Annotated in this window: 17 protein-coding genes; 11 read left to right on the top strand and 6 right to left on the bottom strand. The window is 40.1% G+C overall.

The window, feature by feature from the left end:
• Positions 1-37: 37 nt before the first annotated feature.
• The 6 genes from VXM68_RS09905 to VXM68_RS09880 all read left to right on the top strand — a co-directional run bounded on the left by VXM68_RS09905 (position 38) and on the right by VXM68_RS09880 (position 6246).
• Positions 38-2275 carry a Tex family protein gene (locus tag VXM68_RS09905; RefSeq protein ID WP_367211155.1) on the top strand — a complete coding sequence of 746 codons (2238 nt, stop codon included), beginning with the start codon at positions 38-40 and terminating at the stop codon, positions 2273-2275.
• Between the two features lie 175 nt (positions 2276-2450).
• Positions 2451-3164 carry a hypothetical protein gene (locus VXM68_RS09900; RefSeq protein WP_367211154.1) on the top strand — a complete coding sequence of 238 codons (714 nt, stop codon included), beginning with the start codon at positions 2451-2453 and terminating at the stop codon, positions 3162-3164.
• Positions 3165-3169: 5 nt separating this feature from the next.
• Positions 3170-3445: a hypothetical protein gene (locus VXM68_RS09895; RefSeq protein WP_293955807.1), complete on the top strand. Its 276-nt coding sequence runs from the start codon at positions 3170-3172 to the stop codon at positions 3443-3445.
• Between the two features lie 533 nt (positions 3446-3978).
• Positions 3979-4323, top strand: a complete 345-nt coding sequence (locus VXM68_RS09890) for a PadR family transcriptional regulator (RefSeq protein ID WP_294185706.1) — start codon at positions 3979-3981, stop codon at positions 4321-4323.
• 49 nt (positions 4324-4372) lie between these two features.
• Positions 4373-4930, top strand: coding sequence for a hypothetical protein (locus VXM68_RS09885; protein ID WP_367211153.1), 558 nt, complete (start codon positions 4373-4375; stop codon positions 4928-4930).
• Entirely contained in the window at positions 4927-6246 is a 1320-nt protein-coding gene (locus tag VXM68_RS09880) for a serine hydrolase domain-containing protein (protein ID WP_367211152.1), read from the top strand. Before VXM68_RS09885 ends, VXM68_RS09880 begins: the two co-directional genes overlap by 4 nt.
• A gap of 727 nt (positions 6247-6973) precedes the next feature.
• Here VXM68_RS09880 and VXM68_RS09875 read toward each other — a convergent pair.
• Both VXM68_RS09875 and VXM68_RS09870 read right to left on the bottom strand, forming a co-directional pair.
• Positions 6974-7171: a hypothetical protein gene (locus VXM68_RS09875; protein ID WP_294185704.1), complete on the bottom strand. Its 198-nt coding sequence runs from the start codon at positions 7169-7171 to the stop codon at positions 6974-6976.
• Positions 7172-7255: 84 nt separating this feature from the next.
• Positions 7256-7585, bottom strand: a complete 330-nt coding sequence (locus VXM68_RS09870) for a zinc-ribbon domain-containing protein (RefSeq protein ID WP_367113679.1) — start codon at positions 7583-7585, stop codon at positions 7256-7258.
• Between the two features lie 458 nt (positions 7586-8043).
• Between VXM68_RS09870 and VXM68_RS09865 the strand changes: the two genes are divergently transcribed.
• The 5 genes from VXM68_RS09865 to VXM68_RS09845 all read left to right on the top strand — a co-directional run bounded on the left by VXM68_RS09865 (position 8044) and on the right by VXM68_RS09845 (position 17118).
• The gene (locus tag VXM68_RS09865) at positions 8044-11133 is read left to right on the top strand and encodes a SusC/RagA family TonB-linked outer membrane protein (protein ID WP_294185703.1); all 3090 of its coding nucleotides are present in this window, start codon (positions 8044-8046) and stop codon (positions 11131-11133) included.
• A 78-nt stretch (positions 11134-11211) separates the two neighbouring features.
• The gene (locus VXM68_RS09860) at positions 11212-12651 is read left to right on the top strand and encodes a SusD/RagB family nutrient-binding outer membrane lipoprotein (protein ID WP_293954163.1); all 1440 of its coding nucleotides are present in this window, start codon (positions 11212-11214) and stop codon (positions 12649-12651) included.
• 103 nt (positions 12652-12754) lie between these two features.
• Positions 12755-13180 (top strand): hypothetical protein, encoded by a 426-nt coding sequence (locus VXM68_RS09855; RefSeq protein WP_367211151.1) that lies wholly within the window; start codon positions 12755-12757, stop codon positions 13178-13180.
• 424 nt (positions 13181-13604) lie between these two features.
• Complete coding sequence (locus VXM68_RS09850) at positions 13605-15935, top strand: TonB-dependent receptor (RefSeq protein ID WP_367211150.1); 2331 nt, start codon at positions 13605-13607, stop codon at positions 15933-15935.
• 1 nt (position 15936) lies between these two features.
• Entirely contained in the window at positions 15937-17118 is a 1182-nt protein-coding gene (locus VXM68_RS09845; RefSeq protein ID WP_367211149.1) for a PepSY-associated TM helix domain-containing protein, read from the top strand.
• Between the two features lie 142 nt (positions 17119-17260).
• Here the strand turns inward: VXM68_RS09845 and VXM68_RS09840 are convergent, their stop codons facing one another.
• From VXM68_RS09840 to VXM68_RS09825, 4 genes are all read right to left on the bottom strand, one after another.
• Positions 17261-17986: a LytR/AlgR family response regulator transcription factor gene (locus VXM68_RS09840; RefSeq protein WP_367211148.1), complete on the bottom strand. Its 726-nt coding sequence runs from the start codon at positions 17984-17986 to the stop codon at positions 17261-17263.
• Between the two features lie 74 nt (positions 17987-18060).
• Positions 18061-19380, bottom strand: a complete 1320-nt coding sequence (locus VXM68_RS09835; protein ID WP_367211147.1) for a RagB/SusD family nutrient uptake outer membrane protein — start codon at positions 19378-19380, stop codon at positions 18061-18063.
• Between the two features lie 21 nt (positions 19381-19401).
• On the bottom strand, positions 19402-22740 hold the full coding sequence (locus VXM68_RS09830) for a SusC/RagA family TonB-linked outer membrane protein (protein ID WP_367211146.1): 3339 nt from the start codon (positions 22738-22740) through the stop codon (positions 19402-19404).
• Between the two features lie 19 nt (positions 22741-22759).
• Positions 22760-25300: a zinc-dependent metalloprotease gene (locus VXM68_RS09825; RefSeq protein WP_367211145.1), complete on the bottom strand. Its 2541-nt coding sequence runs from the start codon at positions 25298-25300 to the stop codon at positions 22760-22762.
• Positions 25301-25721: the final 421 nt, after the last annotated feature.

Here is a 25721-nt window from a genome sequence, read left to right as displayed (position 1 = left end):
CCATTCAACGGCTCTACTTTTTAAGATTAAACCATCAATGAGCTTATCAACACACGAAATTATTATTGCTAACGAGCTTTCTATTAGCGAAAAACAAGTTCGCACGACTATTGCACTATTAGACGAAGGTGCTACCGTTCCCTTTATCTCGCGCTACCGTAAGGAAATGACCGGAAGTCTAGATGAAGTTCAAATCACCGCCGTCAGAGATCGTTTCCAGCAGTTGCGGGACTTAGATAAACGCAAAGAAGCTGTTCTGAAATCAATAAACGATCAAGGGAAATTGACCCCAGCACTTGAACAACAAATATTAGGTACCGAAACCATGGCCAGCTTGGAAGATATTTATCTCCCTTACAAACCTAAGCGCAAAACGCGCGCAAGTGTGGCTCGTGAGAAAGGGTTGCAACCCTTAGCGGATCTTATTTTAGCACAAGAATCTGGCGATTTCCTTACACTTGCCGAAAGTTTAGTGGATGCAGAAAATGGCGTAAAAAATACGGAGGACGCGTTGGCAGGTGCTCGCGATATTATCGCGGAAATCATTGCAGAAGACGCTACTGTAAGAGCTAAATCGAGAGCTATTTTTCTCGAAAAAGGCTCATTTGTTTCAAAAGTAGTTCCTGGAAAAGAAGAAGCTGCAATAAAATATAAAGATTATTACGACTGGTCTGAATCCTTAAAAGATGCTCCATCGCATCGTGTGCTGGCCATGCGCCGTGGTGAAAAAGAAGAATTGCTCTACTTGGACATTGCTGTCAATGAAGAAGAGATTCTACCGCGTATCGAATCTATCTTTGTAAAGAGTGGCAACACTGCAGCTGCTCAGGTAAAACTTGCCCTGATAGACAGTTATAAACGTCTCCTCAAACCGTCCATGGAAACAGAAATACGTGTATTAACCCGTCAGAAAGCAGATGAGGAAGCCATCAAAGTTTTTGCAGATAACGTGCGTCAATTGCTTTTAGCCGCTCCATTGGGACAAAAGAGATTACTTGCAATCGACCCCGGGTTTCGCACCGGCTGTAAAACAGTCGTATTAGATGAACAAGGCCAGCTTAAAGAAAATACAGCTATCTTCCCACATACTGGTGCCAATGGATTGGCAGAAGCCCAAAAAACCATTAAGTATTTAGTATCGAAATATGATATCCAAGCCATCGCGATCGGAAATGGAACAGCTGGCCGCGAAACTGAAGAATTTGTACGGAAGCTTGGATTAAACAATGTGACTATTGTGATGGTCAATGAAAGCGGAGCTTCCATTTATTCTGCTTCCGAAACTGCCCGGGAAGAATTTCCAGATCAAGATGTTACGGTACGCGGCGCAGTATCCATTGGCAGACGATTGATGGACCCACTTGCTGAACTGGTTAAGATTGATCCAAAATCCATTGGTGTCGGACAATACCAGCACGATGTAGACCAAAACAAGCTACAAACCTCTCTCGACGACACGGTCATCAGCTGTGTAAATGCCGTAGGAGTTGAACTGAATACAGCATCCAAACAAATTTTATCTTATGTTTCCGGTCTAGGTCCATCCCTGGCACAACAGATCATTAAATATAGAAACGAGAATGGCCCCTTTGCTTCAAGACGTGAACTGAAAAAAGTACCTCGTCTTGGCGATAAAGCTTTTGAACAAGCAGCTGGCTTTCTTCGCATTCGGCATGCAGCAAATCCATTGGATTCGTCGGCAGTACACCCCGAACGATATGCTTTGGTTGAGCAAATGGCCAAAGATTTAGGAAAAAAAGTGGACGATTTATTGAAAGATGCGGATCTTAGAAAATCTATTCCCTTAAAAAACTACATCTCAGAGGAGGTAGGCCTACCGACATTAAACGATATTCTAAGTGAATTAGCGAAACCGGGACTAGATCCACGCGAAAAATTCGAAGCATTCTCATTCACTGAAGGTGTCAACAGCATTGGGGATCTAAAGGTCGGTATGAAACTTCCAGGAATCGTCACTAACATTACCAATTTTGGGGCTTTTGTTGATATCGGTGTCCACCAAGACGGTCTGGTACATTTAAGTCAATTATCCAATCGTTACGTATCAGATCCTCAAGAGATCGTGAAAGTACAGCAGCATGTGATGGTTACAGTGACGGAAGTCGATGAAAAACGTAATCGCATTGCTTTATCTATGAAGACCGAAGAAAGGTCCACTCAGCCAAACAACAGGAGAAAGGATAACAAAATACAGGTCGAACCACAAACGGATATGGCAAGTAAGCTAGCTGCCTTAGCTAGTAGGTTCAAATAGATACGTTTAATTTCACCTAAAAGAGCTGATCTTTGCTGGACTACCTCCCATAAAGTATATACACTTTTGGAAGCGTTCCATTAATGGTCAGCTGTTTTGTTTCGTTAAATCTGATTTTAATGACTCATAGCGACTCTTTATTTGTATCTTTAAAGAAAACAAAGATAAGACCGTTATGAAAAATTGCACGCTATTATTCTTCCTTTTTTTTGGGATCTGTTTTTCTAAAGCCCAAGCACAACAGCAACTTCATGATGGAGCCTATCTGTATCAGGATGGCATGAATAAGCATTTAATGCTCGTTAAAGACCATTACATCTCCTTTATAAGTTACGATGATGTGAGGAAACGTTTTCAACATACTTGGGGTGGCACACTTGATAAACAGCAGAATTTGATCAATATAGTTATCGAATATAACTCACAGGATTCGACTACTGTCGGTAAAACGATGCAATTGCCGTATCGGGCTGAAGTAGATTCTCTCCATCTAAAAACAGCCGATAATTACCATCTCTATATAAAGCAGAAAAAGACTCCGCAGGATCTTGATGCACTTTGGCGGATTAGTGGGCGTCAACAGGAGGGAAAAATGAATAATATTCCAAAAGCAGATCGCAAAACAATCAAAATATTAGTTGATGGATATTTTCAATGGGTAGCGATTAATCCTGCACAAAAAGGTTTCTATGGTACTGGCGGGGGATTGTATGAATATGCTCAAAATCGGTATACTGAAACACTACAATTCTTTTCAAGAGACAATAATCGAGTTGGGCAGGCGCTCGCCTTTGATGGTGAAATTGTGGCTGGAGCATGGCACCATAAAGGAGAAAGTTCGAAAGGAGACGCTATTTATGAAATCTGGAGCAAAGAAATAACAAAATAAAAAAAATGACAATAGAACAATTTCAATCTCTTGAAAGTCCCGTTCAGCACTGGACGGCAGTACAAAAATCACTTTGGTATGATCTAAAAGGACATTGGAAAACAGCCCACGATCTGATTGATCAATTAGGCGGAATTGACGCAGCACATGTTCATGCATACTTACACCGAAAAGAAGGCGATCAATGGAATGCAGAATATTGGTACCGCCGCGCAAAACAGGATGTTTACCAGGGTAGTCTGGAAGAAGAATGGAAGGAGCTCTTTAAACGATATGTATGATAATAGACAATTTTCCACGGGTCTGTTCACTTTTTAATACATTCCCCAACAACGTTGTGACAATGCTATTAAAAAAAATATATTTTTAACTCAATAGCACTCAAGCCCGCCCCATCCTAACAAAATATTACCAATTAAGAGAGCGTTGCAAGGAAAAATCGATAATTTTACGTAACAAACCTATCACAAGGAAAAATATTATAAGGAGAACAAACAGAATGGCACAGATATTGAACATTATAAATTATACTTGAGAAAGTATACTTTTCATAAATTTAGGTTAATAATTGGTTAGGTTAAACACTTGAAGTTCCCCACTTCAAGTGTTTTTTTTTGTAGAATTCGCTTGCATCAAATACTTTTTATTCCGCTTCTGGTGTGACTTCTATGTACAACTTCACTTCCTTTTCTAATAACACTTCTAAGCTAAGCATACCTTCTATTTATAGCACGGCAAATCATTTATCGAGGTCTGTAATGAAACTTTAAAATAAATACATTGCATTACTATGTATTTTGTTATATTTACCTCCATGAACAAAGAATTTATTGACAAATGGATTTCACAGCTAAAAAAAGGAAGCCTTTCTTTTGTTATACTCGGTGTCCTCGCTTACGAGCAAGAATACTACGGTTACGATCTTATCCAAGAGGTCAAGAAGAAAACCACCATTGATATTGCTGAAGGAACATTATACCCTTTATTAATTCGTTTAAAAAACGAGGGGTTGGTCGAATCGAACTGGGTTCCGCAGAAGACTGGGATTCCAAGAAAATATTACAAAATAACAAAGGAAGGCCAAAGTACCTTCTTAGAAATGAGAAGTTACTGGGCAGGCTTAAACCAACACTTAACCACCTTGACTCATGCATTATAACCAAATACATTTTACCAATAGATCCTCGGCTCAGCTTTATAAAAATTACATGTCAACAGCAACGGCTCTTGTCAAAAGATTAGCATTGGAGCAACGTCAGGATATATTATGCGAAATTAATAGCCACATATTTGAGGCTTTGCAACAGCAATTTCCCCAACAATTAATCCAGGATACGACGCCTATGCAGCTCGAAGATATTTTGGAAAAGCTAGGTTTACCTGCGACCTTTATCTTAGAAATGATCTCCTCAGCCTCCTTAGGTCAGGCAGTAGCGCCTTCAACTGAACCGGCATCCCTCTTGAAGATGCCCATCATGCTTGCACGAGGGATAGTCAACTTGGTTTATTACACCACCTATACCCTTATGCTCATCGCCGTATTTCTAGTCGTGGCCAAATTTATTGATCCTCAGGGAGTCGGCTTCTTCTATGCGCCCAACAAGTTTTTCATATTCGGCAAACTTATTTTACAGCACGAAGAAGCCCTACGTTATGAACAATTGGGCAATTATTTTATTCCAGTTCTTCTATTTATCATCACTGGGCTGTACTATTCTTCAACGCTTATTCTAAAAATCAAAAAATCTATATACCATAAATTATGAAAAGAACCTCACTTTTGCTCTTGCTATTAGGCAGTCTAACCAGCCCAATTTTAAAAGCCCAACAATTTAGTCCTATCCGGATGGACAGTCTGATGTCAATATTAGAAAGTAACCAAGTCTGGATGGGCAGTATTGCGATAAGTAAAGGAGACGAATTGCTCTACCAAAGGGCCATTGGAAATGCAGACATCGCCCAGAAAAAGAAAGCGAGCCCAGATACCCGCTATGGTATAGGGTCGATTTCAAAAACTTTCACAGCAACCCTTGTTCTAAAAACAGTGGAACTTGGCAAGCTAAAACTGAACCAAACATTATCGACTTATTTTAAAGACATTCCAAATTCAGAAAAGATCACAATTCATCAATTGTTAAATCATAGTAGCGGTGTTCATAGCGTCACCAACGACAAAGATTACCTAACATGGAACACTCAGCCTCAAACTGAACAGGAACTTGTTGAACGCATTATCAAAGGTGGTGCTGAATTTACCCCTGGAAGCAAACATGAATACAGTAATTCAAATTATATTTTACTAACATATATCCTAGAAAAAGTATGGAAAAAAGATTACGCTGCGCTCCTGAAAACGTATATCTGTAGACCATTGAAATTGGAACAGACCACATTTGGGCGACCACAAAATAATAGCGGTGCTGTTAGTGAATCCTATCGATTTACGCAAGAATGGATCCTTGAACCACACACCCACAACTCTGTTCCCCTCGGTGCGGGGGCAGTTTGGTCAACGCCAACAGATCTAGACAAATTTTTCAATGGTTTATTCAGCCATAAAATAATCAATGCGGCGAGCCTCGACGCCATGAAAAAAATAGATCAAGGTTATGGACTTGGCTTATTCCAGTTGCCGTTCTATGAGCATATGGGTTTCGGACATACCGGCGGAATCGATGGCTATTCTTCTGTAGCTGGGCATTTCGATGATGGTAATTATAATGTCGCTATCATTAGTAACGCCAACAATTATAATAATAATGAAATCCTAAAGTTCAGTTTAGGTGAACTTTATAAAAAGTCCTTGCCACTACCGGATCTTACGGAAGTACAATTGACAGACGAAGAAATTACTAGTCTTGTTGGCGAATATAAAAGCGAACAGCCTCCAATCCAGATAAATATTGCCCGAGAAGGAAACAAAGTGTTCGGACAGGTTATTGGTCAACCGTCGTTTCAGCTGAAAGCAAAGGATAAAAACACGCTGATTCAACCGCAATTTGGTGTAAAAATAGTTTTCGAGCGCAACGAAAACAAAATGACACTCTACCAAAATGGACATACACTTGTTTTGAAGAAATAAGGAGACATTGTTGCTAGTGCGCGTAGCTATACAACTTGATTAATGAAGATAACCCCATTTGCTATCCATATCTTCCCTATTCATCAAATTGTACAATCTAAAAAGCAGGATTTTATTTAAATCTTGCTTTTTAAGTTTCATATTTCACGATTTGTCTAAACAGACATTATTGTTACAGGGGGAATTCAAAGTAACTATAGTGCATATTTAAAACAATTCCCAAATCAAATTGACCGGTTTCGATATCTTAAATCACAATACGCAAAATTATTGGGGCAGTCAAGGCAATAGAACATATTTTGGAAATTCACTTACGCTGAAACAATACTTTATGATGGGTTATATTCATAAATTTAATATTGTAAAAACAAAGAAGTAGCTCATTTAAGATCCAAACCGTGTCTACAAGACATATTCTTGGGGATTAAATCAATACCTTCTCTTTTGCAAAAGAGGTCATTTGAGCGCTGGTTTAAACCTTGTTGTATATCCTTTGGGTTTCCTTGATAACAGCTATGCTATAGCGTTGCTATCTATTTGGTCTTTCGTTGCTATCTGATTACTATAAGACCAAATAATAGGTAACGAAACAGCAAAGGATAGGCAAAGAAACAGCAACGAAATAGCAGAGAAACAGCAAAGGATAGGCATAGAAACGGCAAAGAAATAGCAAACCAATACGCCAGTAGTATCAGCGAAGGTAGCAATAAGAAACAAGAAATGATCGTTAAAATCTTTCAATATTTGATATCCTTCTTTTCATTTCTTCAACTTCAGAACGTGACAATTTTCGCTGTTCAGCATAACAATCAGCATCCTGCTCTTTCAATTTGCGCAGACCCTTTCGGCTATCCGCTTCATAATCGTTAACATCAAAAGTCACTGAATCTGCTGTTAAATTGGCTATACGATAGAGTGTACGCATCGTTTTACCATCCTTTGGATAAGAAACCTCATACAAATCGCCTACTTTTGGATCTTTCAGGTATTTTTCTTTCTTTTTTGCACCTTAAATCCCAGCTATAACAATAGCAGCTACTAAAAGTCCAATCAGCATTAAACCCGTAAAATAACCGATAGGTGTTTTACGGATAGTTCGTGAAGACAGGGATTGAAGAGTCTGTGGCTTAATTTCAGATTGGTAGCTCAACTTTTTGCAATGATTGCAAATCGTAATAATCTGCGCAGAATAGGGAAATATGGGTATCCAAAAAATATGAAAATACTTAATCTGTCTATAGGCAAAGAGAGACTGAGCCGTGCCACAATAATCACAGTCACCTACTGCCGATTGCGATCTGTTAGTTAATACCTTGGTTCGTGTGCCAAAAATAATCATAGTATGATGCATTTTAATTTCTATATAATCGAAATACAAAAATCCTACCCAATTCCGAGCAGAATATACAAGGATTTACAATTCGCAATCCGGCGTTTACGATTCGCACCTACCCATCAATATCCTAATAGGCGCCATATTGCAAAGTCCAGATGAAAGCTTTCCGCAAAAAAGCAGCTTCCGTTTTTTATCCATACTACATCAGCTCATCTAAATTTCATCATTCTGACTCAAAAATTACAAAAAAGCTAAAAACAAAGTATAGTTATCAGGTAGATTTTATATATTTGCATTAACATTTTTTAACACATGAAACAGCATATACAGTATACCCTTGAAAAACGAATGTCCTAAGGGGATGTTTTACAAGTAAATTCAAATATCTCCGATAACCCATCTGAAACAATACACTCACTATTATAATTAGTATGACAAAAAACAACATAAATTTTGTCGTAATGGCCGCGCTTTGTCTAAGTTCTGGCGCACTATACGCACAAAACACTATAAAAGGAAAGGTAGTTGACAATAACAACAATCCTATTCAAGGGGCTACTGTCACCGAAACGACCAGTAAAAAACAAGTACAGACAGATACAAATGGTCTATTTGAGTTACCTTCTTCTGGCAGATCGCTAAATATCAATATACAATATATAGGCTTTGAAAGTAAAACGGTTCAAACTAATCCGACAGGCTTTACCACAGTTCAACTTGTGCCTTCAACTGCCCTGTTAGATGAAGTGGTCGTAACGGCTTTAAATATATCCAAGGAAAAAAAGACGTTAGGATATTCTATTCAGGAACTAAAGGGAAAAGATCTTTCCGAAGCTAAAGAAAGTAATCTCGTAAACTCCTTAGCTGGAAAAGTTGCTGGGGTTCAGGTAACAAATAGTCAGGGCAATATGGGTTCTTCGAGAATTATTATCCGAGGAGAGACCTCCATAGCCGGAAACAATCAACCTTTATTTGTGATTGATGGAACACCTGTTGATAATTCCCAGCTGGGAACGAGTGGTAACCGTGACTATGCAAATGCAATTTCAGATATCAACAGCGAAGACATCGAATCCATAAGCGTACTAAAAGGGCCCAATGCGGCTGCGTTGTATGGTTCAAGAGCCGCCGCTGGGGTGATTTTGATTACGACAAAAACTGGAAAAAAACGCAAAGGATTGGGGATAAATATTAATTCAAATAATACCATTGAACGGCTTGCCGTTCTACCCGATTATCAAAATGTATTTGGACAAGGTGCCAATGGAAAGTTCAGCTATGTCGATGGTAAAGGTGGCGGTATCAATGATGGTGTTGATGAAAGCTGGGGGCCAAAAATGGATGGCAGACTCATCCCGCAATTTTATTCAAAGGGTGAAGCAGTACCTTTCTTGCCACATCCAGATAACGTACGCAGCTTTTTTGGAACAGGAAGAACATTAAACAATGGAATATCTATTGCCGATGCCACAGATAAAGTTGATTATCGTTTTTCGTATAACAATAGTAATCAAACAGGAATTATCCCAAATTCTTCGATTGAAAAAAACAACTTCAATATCAATACACGTTATAAAATCACGGAAGATCTGACACTTACAGCAAATGCAAATTATGTACGTACAAACTCAGGTAATTTACCAGGTGTAGGGGGCTTTCGCTCGAACGGCTATATGCTCCAATTTACCTGGTTTGGCAGACAGGTCGATGTTTCCCGTTTAAAAAATTATCGGGATGAAAACGGTAACCTTGTCAATTGGAACAATAGTTATTATAGCAATCCATACTTCATCGCAGAGGAAAATACTGTACAGCAACAACGCGACCGAATTTTTGGAAATGTTGGTTTAAATTACAAGATCAACGAGTTTTTGACAGCCAACTTCCGTACTGGTAACGATTATTATACCGATCGTAGAAAAATACGGATTGCTTATGGTACCAATGGTACACCCTACGGTTCCTATGAAGAAGATGCTTATACAGTAAATGAAAATAATACGGAGTTTACTTTAAACTACAATAGACCGCTTTCAACAGACTTTACGCTGGATATATTAGCTGGAGGTAATATACGTAGCCAATCGCGGCAACGCAATAACCAAAAAGCCCCGCGTTTAGCTGTACCTGATGTCTATACGCTAGCAAACTCCAGAGATGCCTTGATTTCAACAGGTGAATATAGCCCATTGAAGGCCTACAGTATTTTTTCATCGGCGCAATTAGGGTACAAAAATTATGCATTTTTGAATCTAACAGCTCGAAACGACTGGTCTTCCACTTTGCCTGTTGACAATCTTTCGTATTTCTATCCGTCTGCAAACGCTAGCATAGTCCTGACAGATGCATTCGCTATTCAAAGCGATATATTGTCTTTCTGGAAATTACGGGGGGGCTGGTCCAAAGTAGGTAAAGATACAGACCCTTTTAGTTTAATTGATTCTTATCTATTTAGTGCACCATACGGAAACAACCCACAATTATCGGTCAATGACATTAAGAAAAACCCAGACCTAAAACCCGAAACAACCACCTCAACTGAACTAGGTACCGAACTGGCTTTCCTAAAAAATAGAGTGCGATTAGATTTAAGTTTATACGACATCAATAGTATCAACCAGATTTTAGCCGTTGATGTGAGTCCATCGACAGGTTATAAGAAGAAACTCATGAACGCCGGAAAGATCAACAATAAGGGGCTTGAAGTTCAATTAGGTGTTACGCCGGTGAAAAAACAGGAATTCCAATGGGATATCAATGTCAACTTCGCAACAAATAAAAGTAAAGTTGTAGAATTAGACAATGACGGATTATTACAAAGTTATACGATCGGATCATCAGGAACCGTGCAAGTTTTGGCCGCAGTCGGAAAACCCTATGGGACTCTTTACGGAACTGGCTTCTTACGAAATGAAGCGGGTCGCCTTATCGTGAACGCAGACGGGACACCTGCCACTGATCCAGTGAATCACTATTTTGGCAAATTTACACCAGATTGGTTGGGCGGTATTACAAATCAATTCCGTTACAAAAACTTTGATTTAAGCTTTTTGATAGACATCAAGCATGGGGGCAAACTCTACTCAGGTACGAATGCGACTGGTAGAGGAACTGGGGTATTGGCCTCGACTCTCCCTGGAAGAGATGCTGAACATGGCGGACTGAGTTATACAGTTAACGGGACAACCTATGATGATGGTATTATCGTAGATGGCCTAAATGCAGACGGTTCAGAAAATACGAAAGTTGTATCGGCACAACAATATTATAAAACGCTATATAGAACCAATGAAGCAAATGTATTCGATGCTTCTTATGTTAAATTGCGCGAGGTAAAACTAGGTTACCAATTTCCAAATCATTGGATTTCCAAAATCGGCTTTCAGGGAGCCTCATTCTCTTTAGTAGCTCGAAACCTATGGATTATCCATAAGAATGCCCCTAATATTGATCCAGAAACAGCCTTTAATACAGGCAATGCACAAGGTTTGGAAAGTTTACAGTTACCGACCACAAGAAGCTTTGGCTTCAATTTAAATCTTAAGTTTTAAGCAACTGAAATCATCGCTGCCTAATGCAGTTCGATTTCTTACTAGCGAACAATTGAAGAACAAATAATTATTTTGAGCATGAAAATAAACAGCAAATATATAACAGGACTTATTCTCTTACTGGGCCTAACCACGTCCTGCAAAGATGAATTAGCAAAAGTCAATCAAAATCAGAATGAGGCAGAAAATCCTCAACCTGGCTACCTTCTCACAAGCGCGATTAAAACAACAGCCGACAGCTACTGGGGCGTAAGCAATAATCTTGCTTCTAGCCTGTTGTTTGTACAACATTGGGCTAGAATCCAATACACGGACCCCGACCGCTATATTTTCACAAACAATGATTTCACAGAAGGATGGTCAACCTGGTACTCAAAGAGCATCAGCCAATTAAAGATCACGCAAAAATTAGCAGCAAATAGCGGCAATGACAACTACAAGGGCGTAGCACTTATCTTGCAGTCATGGGTATTTTCATTACTGACAGATGCCTATGGAGATATTCCTTATACTGAAACAGGAGACATTGATGCTTATTTGACCCCTCGTTACGACGCACAGGAAAATGTATATAAAGGCCTATTGAAAGATCTCAAGAACGCACAAAGTTTATTAAAAGTTGATGGTGAGGCTATCCAGGGTGATATTATTTATGAGAATAAAATCGTTAAATGGAAACGTTTTGCGAATTCACTCAGATTGCGCTTTGCATTACGTATTGCTGACCGCCTACCGGATCTAGCCAAAACTACATTGCAGGAAATCGCAGCAGAAGGAAGTGGTTACATTAGCTCCAATGAGGATATCGCTCAGCTGATCTACCGCGATGCTCCTTATCGCAATCCCGTCAGTGCATCTTTTGAAGCAAGAGAGGATTATCGCGTGAGTAAAACAATGGTAGATAAGCTTGTCGAGTTAAACGATCCACGCTTACCTATTTATGCGGATGCAACAGACAAACCGACTAAGGAGCAATATGTTGGTCTCCCAAATGGCCTCACTTCAAGTGAGGCTAGCAGTATTGGATTTGATCTTACATCCCGACCAGGAAAATATTTCCGTGAGCCAAAAGCTCCTGCAGTGATCTTAAGTTATTCGGAGGTTCTTTTTGATCTTTCCGAGGCCGTAAGCAGAGGATTTATTACGGGTGATGCAGCAGATCTCTACCAAAAGGCCATTCGAGCATCTTTTGAACAATACAAAGTCAGTAATAATTTAATCGATGCCTACCTTAGTCAATCATCAGTAATTTTCGACCCCAATAACTATAAAAAGTCAATTGGCGAACAAAAATGGATTGCGTTATATGGGCAAGGTTTGGAAGCATTTGCCGAATGGCGCAGATTGGATTATCCTAAGTTAACACCTGCAAAACAAGGTGCTTTGGGCGGAAAAATCCCTTTGCGCTTTCTATATCCCGGAACAGAACAATCTCTCAATGGAGCTAATTACCGAGAAGCCATAGCACGCCAGGGTAGCAATACGTTGTTAACTAAACTGTGGTTTGATGTAGAATAAATAGATATCAACAGAACTAAAAGCGGAGAAAGCACAAATTTTTTCCGCTTTTTTTTTGAATAGATTTCTTACCTTAGTATAGGACTTTAACGATTTAAATGCCATGGATGATCAAACATTAGACAGAATAGACCAACTCAGCGAAGAAGGAAACATTCAATGTGACGAAGGCAACTATCAAGAAGCGATCCGCTTGTGGACCGAAGCACTTGATTTGGTCCCAAGTCCGCAAAATGTTCACGCAGAAAGCCTCTGGCTCGAAGCCTCTATAGGAGATGCTTTTTTCTTACTCGACGACTTTACCAATGCGCTCTCCCATTTTGAAAAAGCAAAACACAATATCATCGAAAATGCTTACGAAAATCCGTTTATTATGTTGCGGTTAGGACAATGCTACCTACACGACAATAATAGTGAGCTGGCTCAGGAATATCTTCTCCGGGCTTATATGATGGAAGGAAAAGATATTTTCGAGGATGAATCCCCCAAGTACCTTACATTTTTAAGTAATAATATCGATTTAGATTGATAATTATCAATCTAAATCGATGGCTTCTTCACCTTTCATCGGCACACCAGATGCCATAACTACGGTGTCGACAGCAAATATAGCTTAGTACTTTTGGCCTTTCTGCTTTGTTTCACTTTATCGTTAATAATCGCGTTCTCGAGAAGTCCTGCTTCAATGGTCCCGATGCCAATTTCGTTGCCTTTAGAATAAGTAACATTCTCACACATCGCCTGATCAAAGTAAATATCTAACGAACAGATTATTTTTCCAAAAAATAATGATCTAATTTGATAGCAGACAGCAGTGCATTGGCTACTAAATTAGCCTTAAAATCTAACAATAACTACTAAAAAAAATCAAAAAAAGAGCACATTGATGTTGTCACAATTATAAAATAAACTATATTTGCACATTAATTTATATTTGATCTAAATAAATTACCATGAAGAATAGAACACGCTATAGGATGTTCAATTGTGGAATCTTTTTGCTTTTAAGTGCTAAGCTAAATGCACAAGAAATATCCCTTGTTGTAAAAGACCGAGAAAATAAACCATTAAGGCAAGCGAATATCAAAGTTGATGGAAAGAGCGTAGGATATTCCAATCAATTCGGGCAATTCAATTTTGCAAAAAAAAGTTTAAGCAATACTATTCAATTACGGGTATCCTATACAGGCTTCTCTCCGGTTGAAAAAATGGTGAATTTAGATACCGTTCAACAACCCTTAATCATTCAGCTTAATTCTACCCAAGTTTTAGATGAGATCATTGTAACAGCAGGACGTAAAGCGGAAAGCATCTCCACTGTACCTTCTTCAGTTTCTATCTTAACGACAAAGGAGATTGAAGCCCAAAGCCAAATCACCACTAATCTTTCCACTATTTTGGGTAACACCATTCCTGGACTTGGAACTGCGACAAACAAAGCAACCAACTCCGGCCAGACCCTCCGTGGACGATCTGTATTGGTTTTGATTGATGGAATTCCACAATCCACCCCCTTGATGAATGGACAACGTGATCTCCGCACCATTGACGCAAGCGTCATTGAGCGAGTTGAAGTCATCAAAGGTGCTACTTCCATCTATGGAAATGGATCCGCAGGAGGCATTATCAATTACATTACGCGCACCCCGTCAAAAGATGCTGCACCGATTCAGGGAATGACTAGTCTGCGAACAACATTTAATCCCGTCAACAGCGCGGGTACCATGGGATATCGCATAGGCCAAACATTATATGGTCAAAAAAACAAATGGAATTATACTGTAAGCGGTTCGGCCGATTACGTTGGACTGCAACGCGACGGCGACGGTGTCCCCCTTGGTCAGACTGACGGTCTTTCGAACACCTATCAATACAACGCATTCTTAAAGGTTGGTTACCGCATCGATAGTAGTTCTAATATAACGGCAGTGTACAACTTCTACAGAAGCAATCAACACAACAGGTACATCAGCCAGGCAGGTATATATGGACAGACTCCTACGATAGGAGTAAAAGGCGAAGATCCAGGTAAACCTGCTGGAACTCCCTACAACCACAATGCCATGCTGACCTATAACAAAAACAATCTCTTTGCCTCCACATCTTTAACGGCATCAGCGTACTACAATACGTTTCGCTCAATGAATCGTTATGTCGAGAAAGCTTCTGCATGGTATGGTCCGGGACAAACACAAATCAATTCGGAGAAAAAAGGATTACGCGTTAATCTCAACACGCCATTTCAGCTATTGGGATCCAATGCGGACATTACCTATGGTATAGACTTATTAAATGATGTGACAGATCAGAATCTGACTGATGGAAGGGTTTATATCCCCTATATGAATATGTTAAACATTGCTCCATACGCCCAAGTTAAGATTGATTTCCTAGAAAATTTAATCTTTAAAGGCGGTGTGCGCTATGAAAATGCAACCGTAAAAATCAAGGACTTCAATACCATTGCTACAGGACCCAATAACGAGGGAAGTATTGCTGTAAAGGGTGGAAAGATCCCTTACAAAGGAGCAACCTTCAATGCAGGCTTACGTTATAACAAATATGCAATTTTTAACCCCTTCATTAGTTTCTCACAGGGTTTCGCGATTAATGAACTGGGTCGTATCGTCCGCAGAGCAACAGATAATGACCTAGACAGCCTAAAAACTGATCCGATCATTACCAACAATTATGAAATAGGATTTTCAAGTAATTATAGTATTTTCCAACTATCCGCCGCCTACTACTACAGTACATCTAAAATGGGAGTCGAACTCGTTGATATCGGTGGTTACCTGATGCCCCAACGTCTGCCAGAGGATGTATATGGATATGAAGTTGCATTAAGCGCTAACATTTCACAGCAATTGACCATTGGCGGAACTTATGCCTATGTAGAAGGGAAATCCAAAAAGGACGACGGAACAAAGTCCTACCTCAATGGCTCACGTATTTCTCCCAAAAAAGCAACGGGATATATTTACTACACGCCAATCCGACCCCTTACCTTTCAGCTTTTTTGGGTACATACAGGGTCACGGGACAGATTCCTTCCCAACGAAAAAGGAATATACAAAAACAGCGAGGGACCGGTCAAACCTGTTGATGTATTTAATTTAAATAGTAACTACCATATCAATAAACAATGGTCTATTGGTATGGGAATAGAGAACTTATTTAATAAAAATTATTATCCTGTCGTTAGTCAATACCGTGCCCTAAATGAAGAGTATGTAAAAGGACAAGGGATGTTGGCCTCGTTTAACATCAACTATAAATTTTGATATGTTTAAAACTGTCACCCTTTGGTTGCATAAATGGCTCGGAATCATTACCGGTGTTGTAGTCACCATCCTAAGCCTGACAGGCTGCATATACACCTTTCAGGATGAGCTCAAACTAGTGGCTTATCCTGAAAAATATTTTATCTCCGGCACCACTGACCATCCAACCATTCCACTTCCTTTAAGCACGCTTCTTCACTATGCACAGAAAAGCCTTCCAAAGGATGAGAAAATTACGCGAGTTGACCTTTATCCAACCAAGAACCGCACTTGGGTGTTTCGTGCTGTAAAAACTGACGAAAAAGCATTTGGGCACTGGAACTATTACAAATACTATAAACGCGTATTCGTCAACCCATACAGCGGGCAAGTACAACACGTTGAAAATTCAAAAACAGAATTCTTTCAGCTGACACTTCAGCTTCACCTTAACCTACTTTTGGGCAAGCGATTTGGCCATCCTATCGTCGCCTGGTCAACTGCCATCTTTATTCTTATCCTACTTAGTGGCATCGTTCTTTGGTGGCCAAAAAAATGGAAACGCAAGAATCTCAAGCGAAGTTTTTGGCTTGATACCAAAGTTAAATGGAAACGACTCAACCACGATCTGCACAATGTCATCGGTTTTTATAGCCTATTCATAGGATTGATTTTTGCCATAACTGGACTCGCCTTTGCTTTCCCCGGCTTTAAAAAGTCATACATCGCAACATTCAATGTATTGCAGTCGACAAAAGCATCTTCTGGGCGCATTTCACCTGTACCATTACCTACGGCAGAAAATCAGTTTCAGGACAATGCGTTGCGGTATGCACTGACAAATTATCCCACCGCTGAAATGATGTCTATACGATTGAAAAAAGATACGCAAACAGGAATGGATATTCAGGTACGCCATGATGAAAAACGAAGCGGGGTGTTTGATTGGCTCTATTTTGACAGAAGAGGCAATAATCTATACGAAATCAAGTCTAGCGAACAACTACACTACGGTGATAAGTTGGGCGCCCTTAATTATGATATCCACACAGGTAGCATAGGTAACATCTCAACAAAAATCATTGCATGCCTAGCTAGTCTCTGCTGCGCGTCCTTGCCCATTACCGGATATATCATCTGGATCAACAAAAGCAAAAAGAACAAAAAGAAAGGTTATCAACACAATGTTAATAAGTACTGTTAATAAATGTATTTTTCTTATAAACAGGTTTTCAACAAGGTTATTAACATTATGTGGAAAAGTTAACCCAACATAGTTATCGGAATCAACAGCTCGTTTCGAATGAATATATCGGGTAGTAAGCTAAACTTGATCCAAATCACTATTATTGGTCAAGCCATCTTTGAAAATTTGGAGAGCGTTCTTCACTGACAATGACAACAATACTTTCAGGGGTTGGGGGTATTAATGCTAACTTGATCCGATTCCTGCTAATTTTTAACATGGACTGAATCGCATCTATCCGAACGAGAAATTTTCGATTGATCTGGAAAAAAACCATTGGGTCCACCTGGGTGACCAAATGGGTGATGGTATCTTCAATAATATATGCGATTCCCGATCCCTTTTCCACGGCATATAGCTCTTTGTCCTCCGCCATAAAATAAGCAATATCAGCAATAGCCAAGGACTTTAAAAAATTTCCGTACTTCACTAGAAACCGCTGTTTGAGTTGAGGTTCGATTTTGGGTAGTAATGGCTCAATACGATTCATTACCTGTTTCAGCTCATCAACGTCAAAAGGTTTTAACAAATAGGCATAACCTTTATTTTGATAAGCGTCCAAGGCATATTGTTCGTAAGCGGTCGTAAAAATAAGAGGAACATCAACAGCCACCTGCTTGAAAATCTCAAAGCTCAGCCCATCCATGAGGTGAATATCCATAAAAATCAGGTCGAATTGATGTCTATTGATCGTCGTCACCGCCTCCTGAATCTCTTTTGCATTGGAAAAGGTAAATATAGTTTCGCCGTATAGCGAGTTCAGCATTTCCTTTAAACCAACGAAAGCCCAGTCTTCATCTTCGACAATCAGTATTTTCCATCCCATGGGTTGAATGTAATAAAAAATCCATTTCCTTAAAAAGAAAATGGATTAATATATATAGGATTTAAAAAAATCAATTATTTCAACAGATCGGGATTATTGTTGATGGCTTCCTGTGGATAACGAATGACATAACGAGGATCATTCTGCTGTAAGGTTACCGTTCTGCCGAAGCTACTATGGGTGATCGTCGGTCTGGTCGTCCGTTTTAGATCATACCAACGTAATCCTTCAAGTGCTAGTTCGCGCTTGCGCTCCAACATGACCGCATCTAGCAATTGCTCCTTTGATAAACTAGCGTCAGCTTTAGATTCTGTGGTATATGCAACTGCGCTGAATCTGTTTTTCTTTAATGCCGAAAGATACTTCAATGCTTCTGCGGTATTTCCCAGACGAACGTAACATTCGGCCATAGTCAAATAAAGATCGGCATTTCTAAAACTCACATTGAAACGATTTTCACCGCCTTTGAGCGATACATAATTACTGCCACTTTTTTGGAAATAACGGCCTTTTCTCAAATCACCATCTGAGTATGCCGATAACAAAGAAGGCGAGATAAACGAGCTTGAGCGAACTTCAGGAACGGACACCTTTTCCAGAGCCATAATCATCTCTGCTGATTCAAAATCGTTCGGAAGTTGACTTCCCCCAACATTCAAGTCAACCAATTTATCGTTTATAGTCAGTGCCTTTTTTGCCGCATCAACCGCTTCCTGCCACTCTCCGCGATACAAATGAACACGTGAGGCCATCGCATACGCAGCGCGTTTACTAAAGCGATAATTAGCGCCTTTTGCCTGATCATCGACAGTCAATAAAGCTGTTCCTTTTTCCATATCCGTCAGGATCTGCGCATAAGACTCACCAATGGTCGCGGGAACAAAACGTTGTTCCATGTCAATCTTTGTCGATAAAGGAACACCCCGAAGCCCTGTATTACCCGCTGAATAGACCTCACTGTAAAGATTTAACAACTCAAAATGAGCATAAGCACGCATCAGGTAAGCTTCACCTTTAATCTGATCTACCGTGGCATTACTTCCTAATTTTTCATCGATGGTGCTGATGATCTGATTGGCGTAAAAAATACTGTTGTAAAATGCCAAATAGGGATAAGCGATTGTTGTTGCGTCAGGATTTTGGTCGTTCCAAAGATAGATATCTTTGGTTCTAGCGGCATCGGTTGAACTTTCATCCAACAATAGTTCATCCGTACGCAAGGACAAATAAGACTTATGTGTTGGAAACCCCACATAGCTACTTGTCATTAATCCCCTAAAATCACTTCCCGAAGCAGGGATGACTGTTCCAACCGGTTGTATATCTAAATATTTATTGCAGGATGTCAATGCACTTGCTGTCATGATCATTCCAAAATAAATTATCTTTTTCATGTTAAAAATCAATTAAGAGAATTAAAAACTTGCAGAAAGACCAAAAGCAAAAGATTTACTTATTGGTTGCGCATAATAGTTGCCGTAGGTCTCTGGATCAAAATACCCGTCGTAATTTGCGCCGAAAACAAAGAGATTACGCCCTTCTACATTCACACGCAAATTGCTCGCACCAATTTTTTTACTTACTGCAGCCGGTAAAGTATACCCTAATCGAATACTATTGATGCGGACATAGCTCATTTTTTTCGCCCAAATATCGTACTGTTTAAACGAATTAATCGGATCGTTACTTTCCATCCAAGCATAAGCCATCCAACGCTCATTCAATTCGGAACTTATACTGCCCAAGGCGGGCATATTACCACCTTCTTGCAATGCCTTAAAAAGATCTGTTGTATAATTCTGCCCACGGTCTACCAGAGCCGGATTATAAGTCGGGGTACGGCTTACCCAACGCTCCAAATTAAGCACTGCAGAAATCGCAAGGTCAAAGTTAGCATAACGGAAACGGTTAGTCATTCCACCGATAAACTTCGGATCTTTACTACCCTTGTATTTAAATTTAGAACGGTATTCTGCAGCAGTCATATCGGTTTGCGAAGTATAGCCCGGTAAGAATTCTGCCCATGGATCGTATAAACCATAAAACTCTTCAAAACTTGAAACGGACCCATCCTGATTTCTAAATTGCATTACGCCATCTTTATCCAAACCTGCAGTTTCCAATACATATAAACCATTTATGGGACGTCCCTCCTGTGCCTCCGGCGCATACGCTTTCGGATCATTCATGACCTTTAATAATTTATTGTCATTATGTGCGATATTGAAATCCGTTGACCAAGAAAACTTATCTGTCTGAATCTGACGGCTTGAAATCGTCAACTCAATACCTTGATTTCGTGCGGACGCCCAGTTAACCTGAACATTCTGAAAACCATTTTCCAAAGGTAAGGCGCTGAAACCAATCAGGTCAGTACTTTTTCTGTTATAATAGTCAACAGTAATGTTTAATCGATTTTTCCATAAGCCCAAATCAATTCCGGCATTATAAGATTGTGTCCGTTCCCAACGAAGTTTGTCATTGGCAGGCATATCAACAACCACAGTTCCCTCGGTGTTACCCGGAAGAAGCGTGGTATTACCATAGTTACCGACGATAAAAGGATAGGTATTGCGGTCTACATTTCCCTGGATACCATATGAAGCCCGTACACGCAAATCGGACAAGGCCGTTTTTCCTTTAATAAACTCTTCTTCTAGCACATTCCACGATCCCGAAAGCGACCAAATTGGTAAAAACCGATATTTTGGATCCACACCAAACATGTTTGAACCATCGTAACGAATGCTACCATTGACGTTGTACTTACGGTCAAAGGTATAAGTTGCATTCCCATAAAATGACGCATATGAGTTCTCAATAAATCCCTTTTTGTACTGAAGAAATCTTGAATCTGTTTGATAGTTACTATTTGGAAAAACAATGCTCTGGGTAGTCAAAGTCGCCGGATTGTAGCCAAATCCTTTGGTTGACACAGCTTTATTTGTGCTTCGACGCAACTCGGTTCCCCCCATTAATTCCAACTCATGTCTGTCATTCCAAGTTTTGTTATACTTTAAGTATGTTTTCCAATTATATTGGAAAATACTGTTATTGGAATTTTCGATCTTACTTCCTGTAGGCAAGAAATACTTATAAGTTTTACTAGCAGCATCGTAATACCGTGTAGCAGCACGTAACTTGCGCGTATTATAACTTTCTTGATCGGCAAATTTCTCTGTACTATTTTCATCAAACTGTAAACCAAATTCGGAGCGTAATGACAATTGTGGAATAATCGTATATTCCAAGTAACCAATCGCTTTCAGTGCCTTATTCGTTAAAGTATATTTGGTATTTTCCCTTTCTTCTATAGCATTGAAAGGAATATAGGTATCTTTTTCATAACCTTCAATATCCGGATCATAATTGTATTTACGGAACTGGTCACGAACCGCCAAATAAGGGTTAACCAAACGCATATAATTGCTGGGATTGGTAAAGGCATCATCATCTTGGATTGGATTTTGTCGGTTTGAAACCGAGCCTAATAAATTAATACCGGCCTTAAATCGATCGTTGATTGTAAAGTCGTTGTTTAAGGTAAGCGAATAACGGCGAAGATCAGCTCCTTTTGTAGCTCCTTTTTCATCATAAAAACCACTGGACAAATAATAGCGATGTCCGTCATTACCGCCTGAAATTGATGCTGAATACTGCTGGTTGACCGCCTGACGGTACAATTCTTTTCCCCAGTCCGTTTGTTGTGCACGCAATTGATTGATTGACTGCTGCACTTCTGGTGACAAAGCCGCTAAACCACCCGAACGATAAGCATCCAATGCATCTGCTTTGTTTAGTATCCGCATAACAGCGCCCTTATCCGTACGATAATTTAAATCGGTGCGGTCGGCCATCAATAACTCAAAATCTACCTTCTCGTTAGCATCCATCAGATTGAGCTTACCAAAATCCGGACGTTGCGTCACAAAGGTATTGGCCGACACTTGCAATTTTGCGGGTCCAGATTTACCTCTTTTTGTGGTAATCACAATGACCCCATTTGCAGCCCGTGCGCCATAAATTGAAGTTGCCGCTGCATCTTTTAATACCGTAATATCGGCGATATCATCAGGATTGATACCTGCAATCGGAAGATTATTCAAACTATTCAAATTATCTTTATCAATTCGTTTAGGCAATTCAGCTCCTTCAATCGGCATACCATCGATAACCCATAATGGGTCTTGTGTACCATTGAGTGATACCGTACCACGGATACGGATCTGTGGTGCACTATTTGGCCCACCGTTAAAATTGCTCAACTGCAAACCCGCTACCTGACCAGCAAGCATTTCATCGATCGATGCAACCCCCGTCTGTTTGATGTCCGCTACATTGATTTTATTGTAAGCCGTCGTATTCTTACGTTTTTTGATATCCGTATAACCTGTTACGATCACCTCATCCAAGGATTCACCACTTGGCTGCAGCAAGATTGTTTTATGATCCTGGAATACCGGCACCTGAATACGCTGGTACCCGACATAGCTAATCGTTACATATTTTAAATTACTAGGCACTTTTAAGCGAAATTCACCAGCCGCATCGGTCAATGAACCCAATGCCGACTGCTGCACCTGATTGGGTACACCGATATCTTCTGCTACTGCCGAACTTTCAACGACAACCGTCGCCCCAACGACCGGTTTTAACGTGACCGCATCCAGAACCTTTCCTTTCAGTTCCCTGGATTCCTGCGCATGCGCAACATGCACACACATGAAGGTCAACGGTATTAAAAACTTATTCATTTTGGTAGATGTTAATATATTAGTTTAATTCTAAGGTATTTGCAATACGTAATAAAAGATCCATGTAATGCGATTTTGTAATGGCATCACCAGTCCGCTGCTTTTGTTTCAGCAACTGGTAAATCTCATATAATTCAGCGCGTTTGTAAGTCAGCATATCGGACGTGCGCATCATACCGGTAACATGGACATTCCGAAGCCCGGCTTGCGAAGAGGATGTATGTTGTGGATGCAAACATAAAGCAGGTCGTGTCGCTTCAACCAGTTGCTCAATGCCCGCCAGTTTCTTCGCATTTAACTTCTCCATGGATTTGTTTGTAGAGACCATCAGCACATCCACATAGTTTTGTTGAAGCATCCGTGTTTTAAGATCCAAAGATTGTCCACTGATGGTTTTAGCAAAGATCGTCTGACGTACTGAAGTTAGAAACTCAGGTGCACTCCATGCTTTTCTACTTCCAAAAAGATTTTCCATCTCAACCATACGCAGCAAACGTTCATCATTGACCAGTTTATATAACATGGCATACTGAAACTCACGTTGTAGGTTATAAGGAGCATACTCAAATGGTCCTATCGGCGAATCTCTCAACGGAAAAGTTTTTGCCATCAGCTCTGGGACGAACAACCACTCGGGCATGTAAAAAACATTCTTCTTGAGATATTCCAAAGCACGTACCTGTTTGTCTTTTGGCACTGGACTATACGCATCTTTTTGATCGCCCAAAACAGCATTTTCTAGATAGATACCCCCGATGTTATTTAGAACATGGTCCGCATACGCGTACCATTGACCGACGACACCCATATATAATTTACCGGCACGGTAGTAATCATCACCTACCTTAGTGGTCCAGTTGATTATATTCGGCATCATACGACGCAGATTCAGCATGCCATATTCGCCAGCTTTCATCGCGTCGTCACCCAGATCTTCCGATTGGGCCCGCGGATCAACGATATTTTTTGAATCCTGCTGTTCACCATAATGATAAATCGGATCGTGTACATGGCTGTCAATTTCCTTTCTTAACAAAGGAATCTCATCCCAAGGTTGCGTTTTGCCATACCAACGGTAAGCCCAGCCAATCGCATACTTGTCGTATGCGCCAATCACCGGAGTAATCTGTTCTACACCATCCTCAGGTTGCGCGACATAATTGAAACGCGCATAATCCATGATAGAAGGTGCTGTTCCCCCCATTTTTGCGGTAAAGCTTTTACTCCGTAATGAATCCACAGGGAAACTTGCCGATGCCCCCATATTATGCATAAGCCCCAAAGTATGGCCAATTTCATGCGATGATACAAAACGAATAGCATGTGCCATTTTCTCATCGGAGAAAACATTAGCACGTACTGATGTATCGACGATGCCTGTCTGTATACGCATCCAGCTGTTCAGAATAGTCATAACGTTATGCCACCAGATCACATCAGCTTCCAATATCTCGCCCGAGCGTGGATCAACGACGGATGGTCCCATCGCATTAGCCTGTGCAGATGCTGCATATACGATAGAAGAAACGTTAGCATCGTCTGGATCAAATTTGACGCTGTCGGGCTGTTGTTTAGCCAGAATTGCATTCTTGAAACCAGCAGCTTCAAAGGCGACCTGCCAATCGTGTACGCCATCAATGATAGCCTGACGCCATTGTTTTGGTGTCGCCGGATCCAAATAAAAAACAATCGGCTTCTTTGGTTCTACAAGCTCCCCTTTCAAATAGCGCTCTTTGTCTTCATCTTTCGGTTCCAATCGCCAGCGATTGACTAGATTTTTCTTATCCAGTTCTTGTTGTTTATCGTTAAAATACCAACGTGGTGAAGTAAAAAATCCTACTCTTGGATCGGCAAAACGCGCTACCATAGGTGTTTCTGGCAGCTCATACAGATTGCTCGTTATCTCTAGAGAAACCGGCACCGATTCATTCCCTTCCGTCACCTTCGTGGACAATACCGATTTCACAACGATATTATTGGAATACGATTTGATATCTTCGATTGTAGAAATATTGGTCTTCGGCGAAGTACCCAAGCCCAAAGAGGTAAACACATCCGTAAAGCTCTTTTCTGAACCATCAAAAACCTTGTTTACTTTTATTACTACAGCACTAGAGTCTTTGGAGTAGCTCTCGACTTTGAAGGATTCGATATAAGAAGGACGGTAGTTATCATAAACTGAAGCCGCAATCGCATCCCCCTTAGGTACTTCGACCTGTGGTTTAATCTCCGAAACCCATACTTCTTTTCTCTCCTTACGATGGGTAAAACGAATGACCTTATTTTCATAATTCATTCCTTTATTTACTCCGGCTTCATTCAGCGCCAATGGAACAGAAGATAACTTCTGAATCAACAGAATATCTTGCCCCATCTTTTTCAATGGAATCTCAAAGTAGTAGTTATTTTCCTTACGGATCACCGTAAACATCCCACTATCCACCTGTGCATCTTTCAACAATTTGTCGTACGCTGCTGTAGAGTCTTTCTTGCCTATCGAATCCTTGGCAGCAATAACCGTCTCTTTTTTCTTAAACCAACTGTTTGCAATATAGAACAAGATTGCATTAGACCCGCTGAAAATAGAAGACCTATGGCTAGCTTTGTATAAGTGTTTTTCATCAAATAATTATTTTTAAGCTCGCTTTCAAAGGCATAAATGAGCTCGTGGCACGCTATTTGTTTTTCACTGGTATCGATGTAATATCAATCGAATATTCATGGTTTAACCAAAGCTTGTATTAGCTAAGGATAAGTTGTATCAGAAAGTAATTGCATCTATTCCATGAAGTCTATCCTAAATTGCATGCTATAAAGGTCTTGACATCTTGTCGGATAAGATTAGGCTGATCACAAACTAAAACCACTGGATTAAGAGCCAAATTTGTTAAAAATATTGTAGAGAATAATACATAAAGGGATGAACACGTAGTTTAGCGGTATGAACACGCACGATAAAAACGTGAACACGTTAGACACCT

Source organism: Sphingobacterium sp. R2 (assembly GCF_040760075.1).
Classification (GTDB): Bacteria; Bacteroidota; Bacteroidia; order Sphingobacteriales; family Sphingobacteriaceae; genus Sphingobacterium.
This window is presented reverse-complemented; position numbering and strand designations above follow the sequence as displayed.

Excerpts from the sequence above, each read along its gene's own strand:
- VXM68_RS09905 (WP_367211155.1), top strand. The coding sequence starts at position 38 with ATGAGCTTATCAACACACGAAATTATTATTGCTAACGAGCTTTCTATT.
- VXM68_RS09900 (WP_367211154.1), top strand. The coding sequence starts at position 2,451 with ATGAAAAATTGCACGCTATTATTCTTCCTTTTTTTTGGGATCTGTTTT.
- VXM68_RS09895 (WP_293955807.1), top strand. The coding sequence starts at position 3,170 with ATGACAATAGAACAATTTCAATCTCTTGAAAGTCCCGTTCAGCACTGG.
- VXM68_RS09890 (WP_294185706.1), top strand. The coding sequence starts at position 3,979 with ATGAACAAAGAATTTATTGACAAATGGATTTCACAGCTAAAAAAAGGA.
- VXM68_RS09885 (WP_367211153.1), top strand. The coding sequence starts at position 4,373 with ATGTCAACAGCAACGGCTCTTGTCAAAAGATTAGCATTGGAGCAACGT.
- VXM68_RS09880 (WP_367211152.1), top strand. The coding sequence starts at position 4,927 with ATGAAAAGAACCTCACTTTTGCTCTTGCTATTAGGCAGTCTAACCAGC.
- VXM68_RS09875 (WP_294185704.1), bottom strand. The coding sequence starts at position 7,171 with ATGCGTACACTCTATCGTATAGCCAATTTAACAGCAGATTCAGTGACT.
- VXM68_RS09870 (WP_367113679.1), bottom strand. The coding sequence starts at position 7,585 with ATGATTATTTTTGGCACACGAACCAAGGTATTAACTAACAGATCGCAA.
- VXM68_RS09865 (WP_294185703.1), top strand. The coding sequence starts at position 8,044 with ATGGCCGCGCTTTGTCTAAGTTCTGGCGCACTATACGCACAAAACACT.
- VXM68_RS09860 (WP_293954163.1), top strand. The coding sequence starts at position 11,212 with ATGAAAATAAACAGCAAATATATAACAGGACTTATTCTCTTACTGGGC.
- VXM68_RS09855 (WP_367211151.1), top strand. The coding sequence starts at position 12,755 with ATGGATGATCAAACATTAGACAGAATAGACCAACTCAGCGAAGAAGGA.
- VXM68_RS09850 (WP_367211150.1), top strand. The coding sequence starts at position 13,605 with ATGAAGAATAGAACACGCTATAGGATGTTCAATTGTGGAATCTTTTTG.
- VXM68_RS09845 (WP_367211149.1), top strand. The coding sequence starts at position 15,937 with ATGTTTAAAACTGTCACCCTTTGGTTGCATAAATGGCTCGGAATCATT.
- VXM68_RS09840 (WP_367211148.1), bottom strand. The coding sequence starts at position 17,986 with ATGGGATGGAAAATACTGATTGTCGAAGATGAAGACTGGGCTTTCGTT.
- VXM68_RS09835 (WP_367211147.1), bottom strand. The coding sequence starts at position 19,380 with ATGAAAAAGATAATTTATTTTGGAATGATCATGACAGCAAGTGCATTG.
- VXM68_RS09830 (WP_367211146.1), bottom strand. The coding sequence starts at position 22,740 with ATGAATAAGTTTTTAATACCGTTGACCTTCATGTGTGTGCATGTTGCG.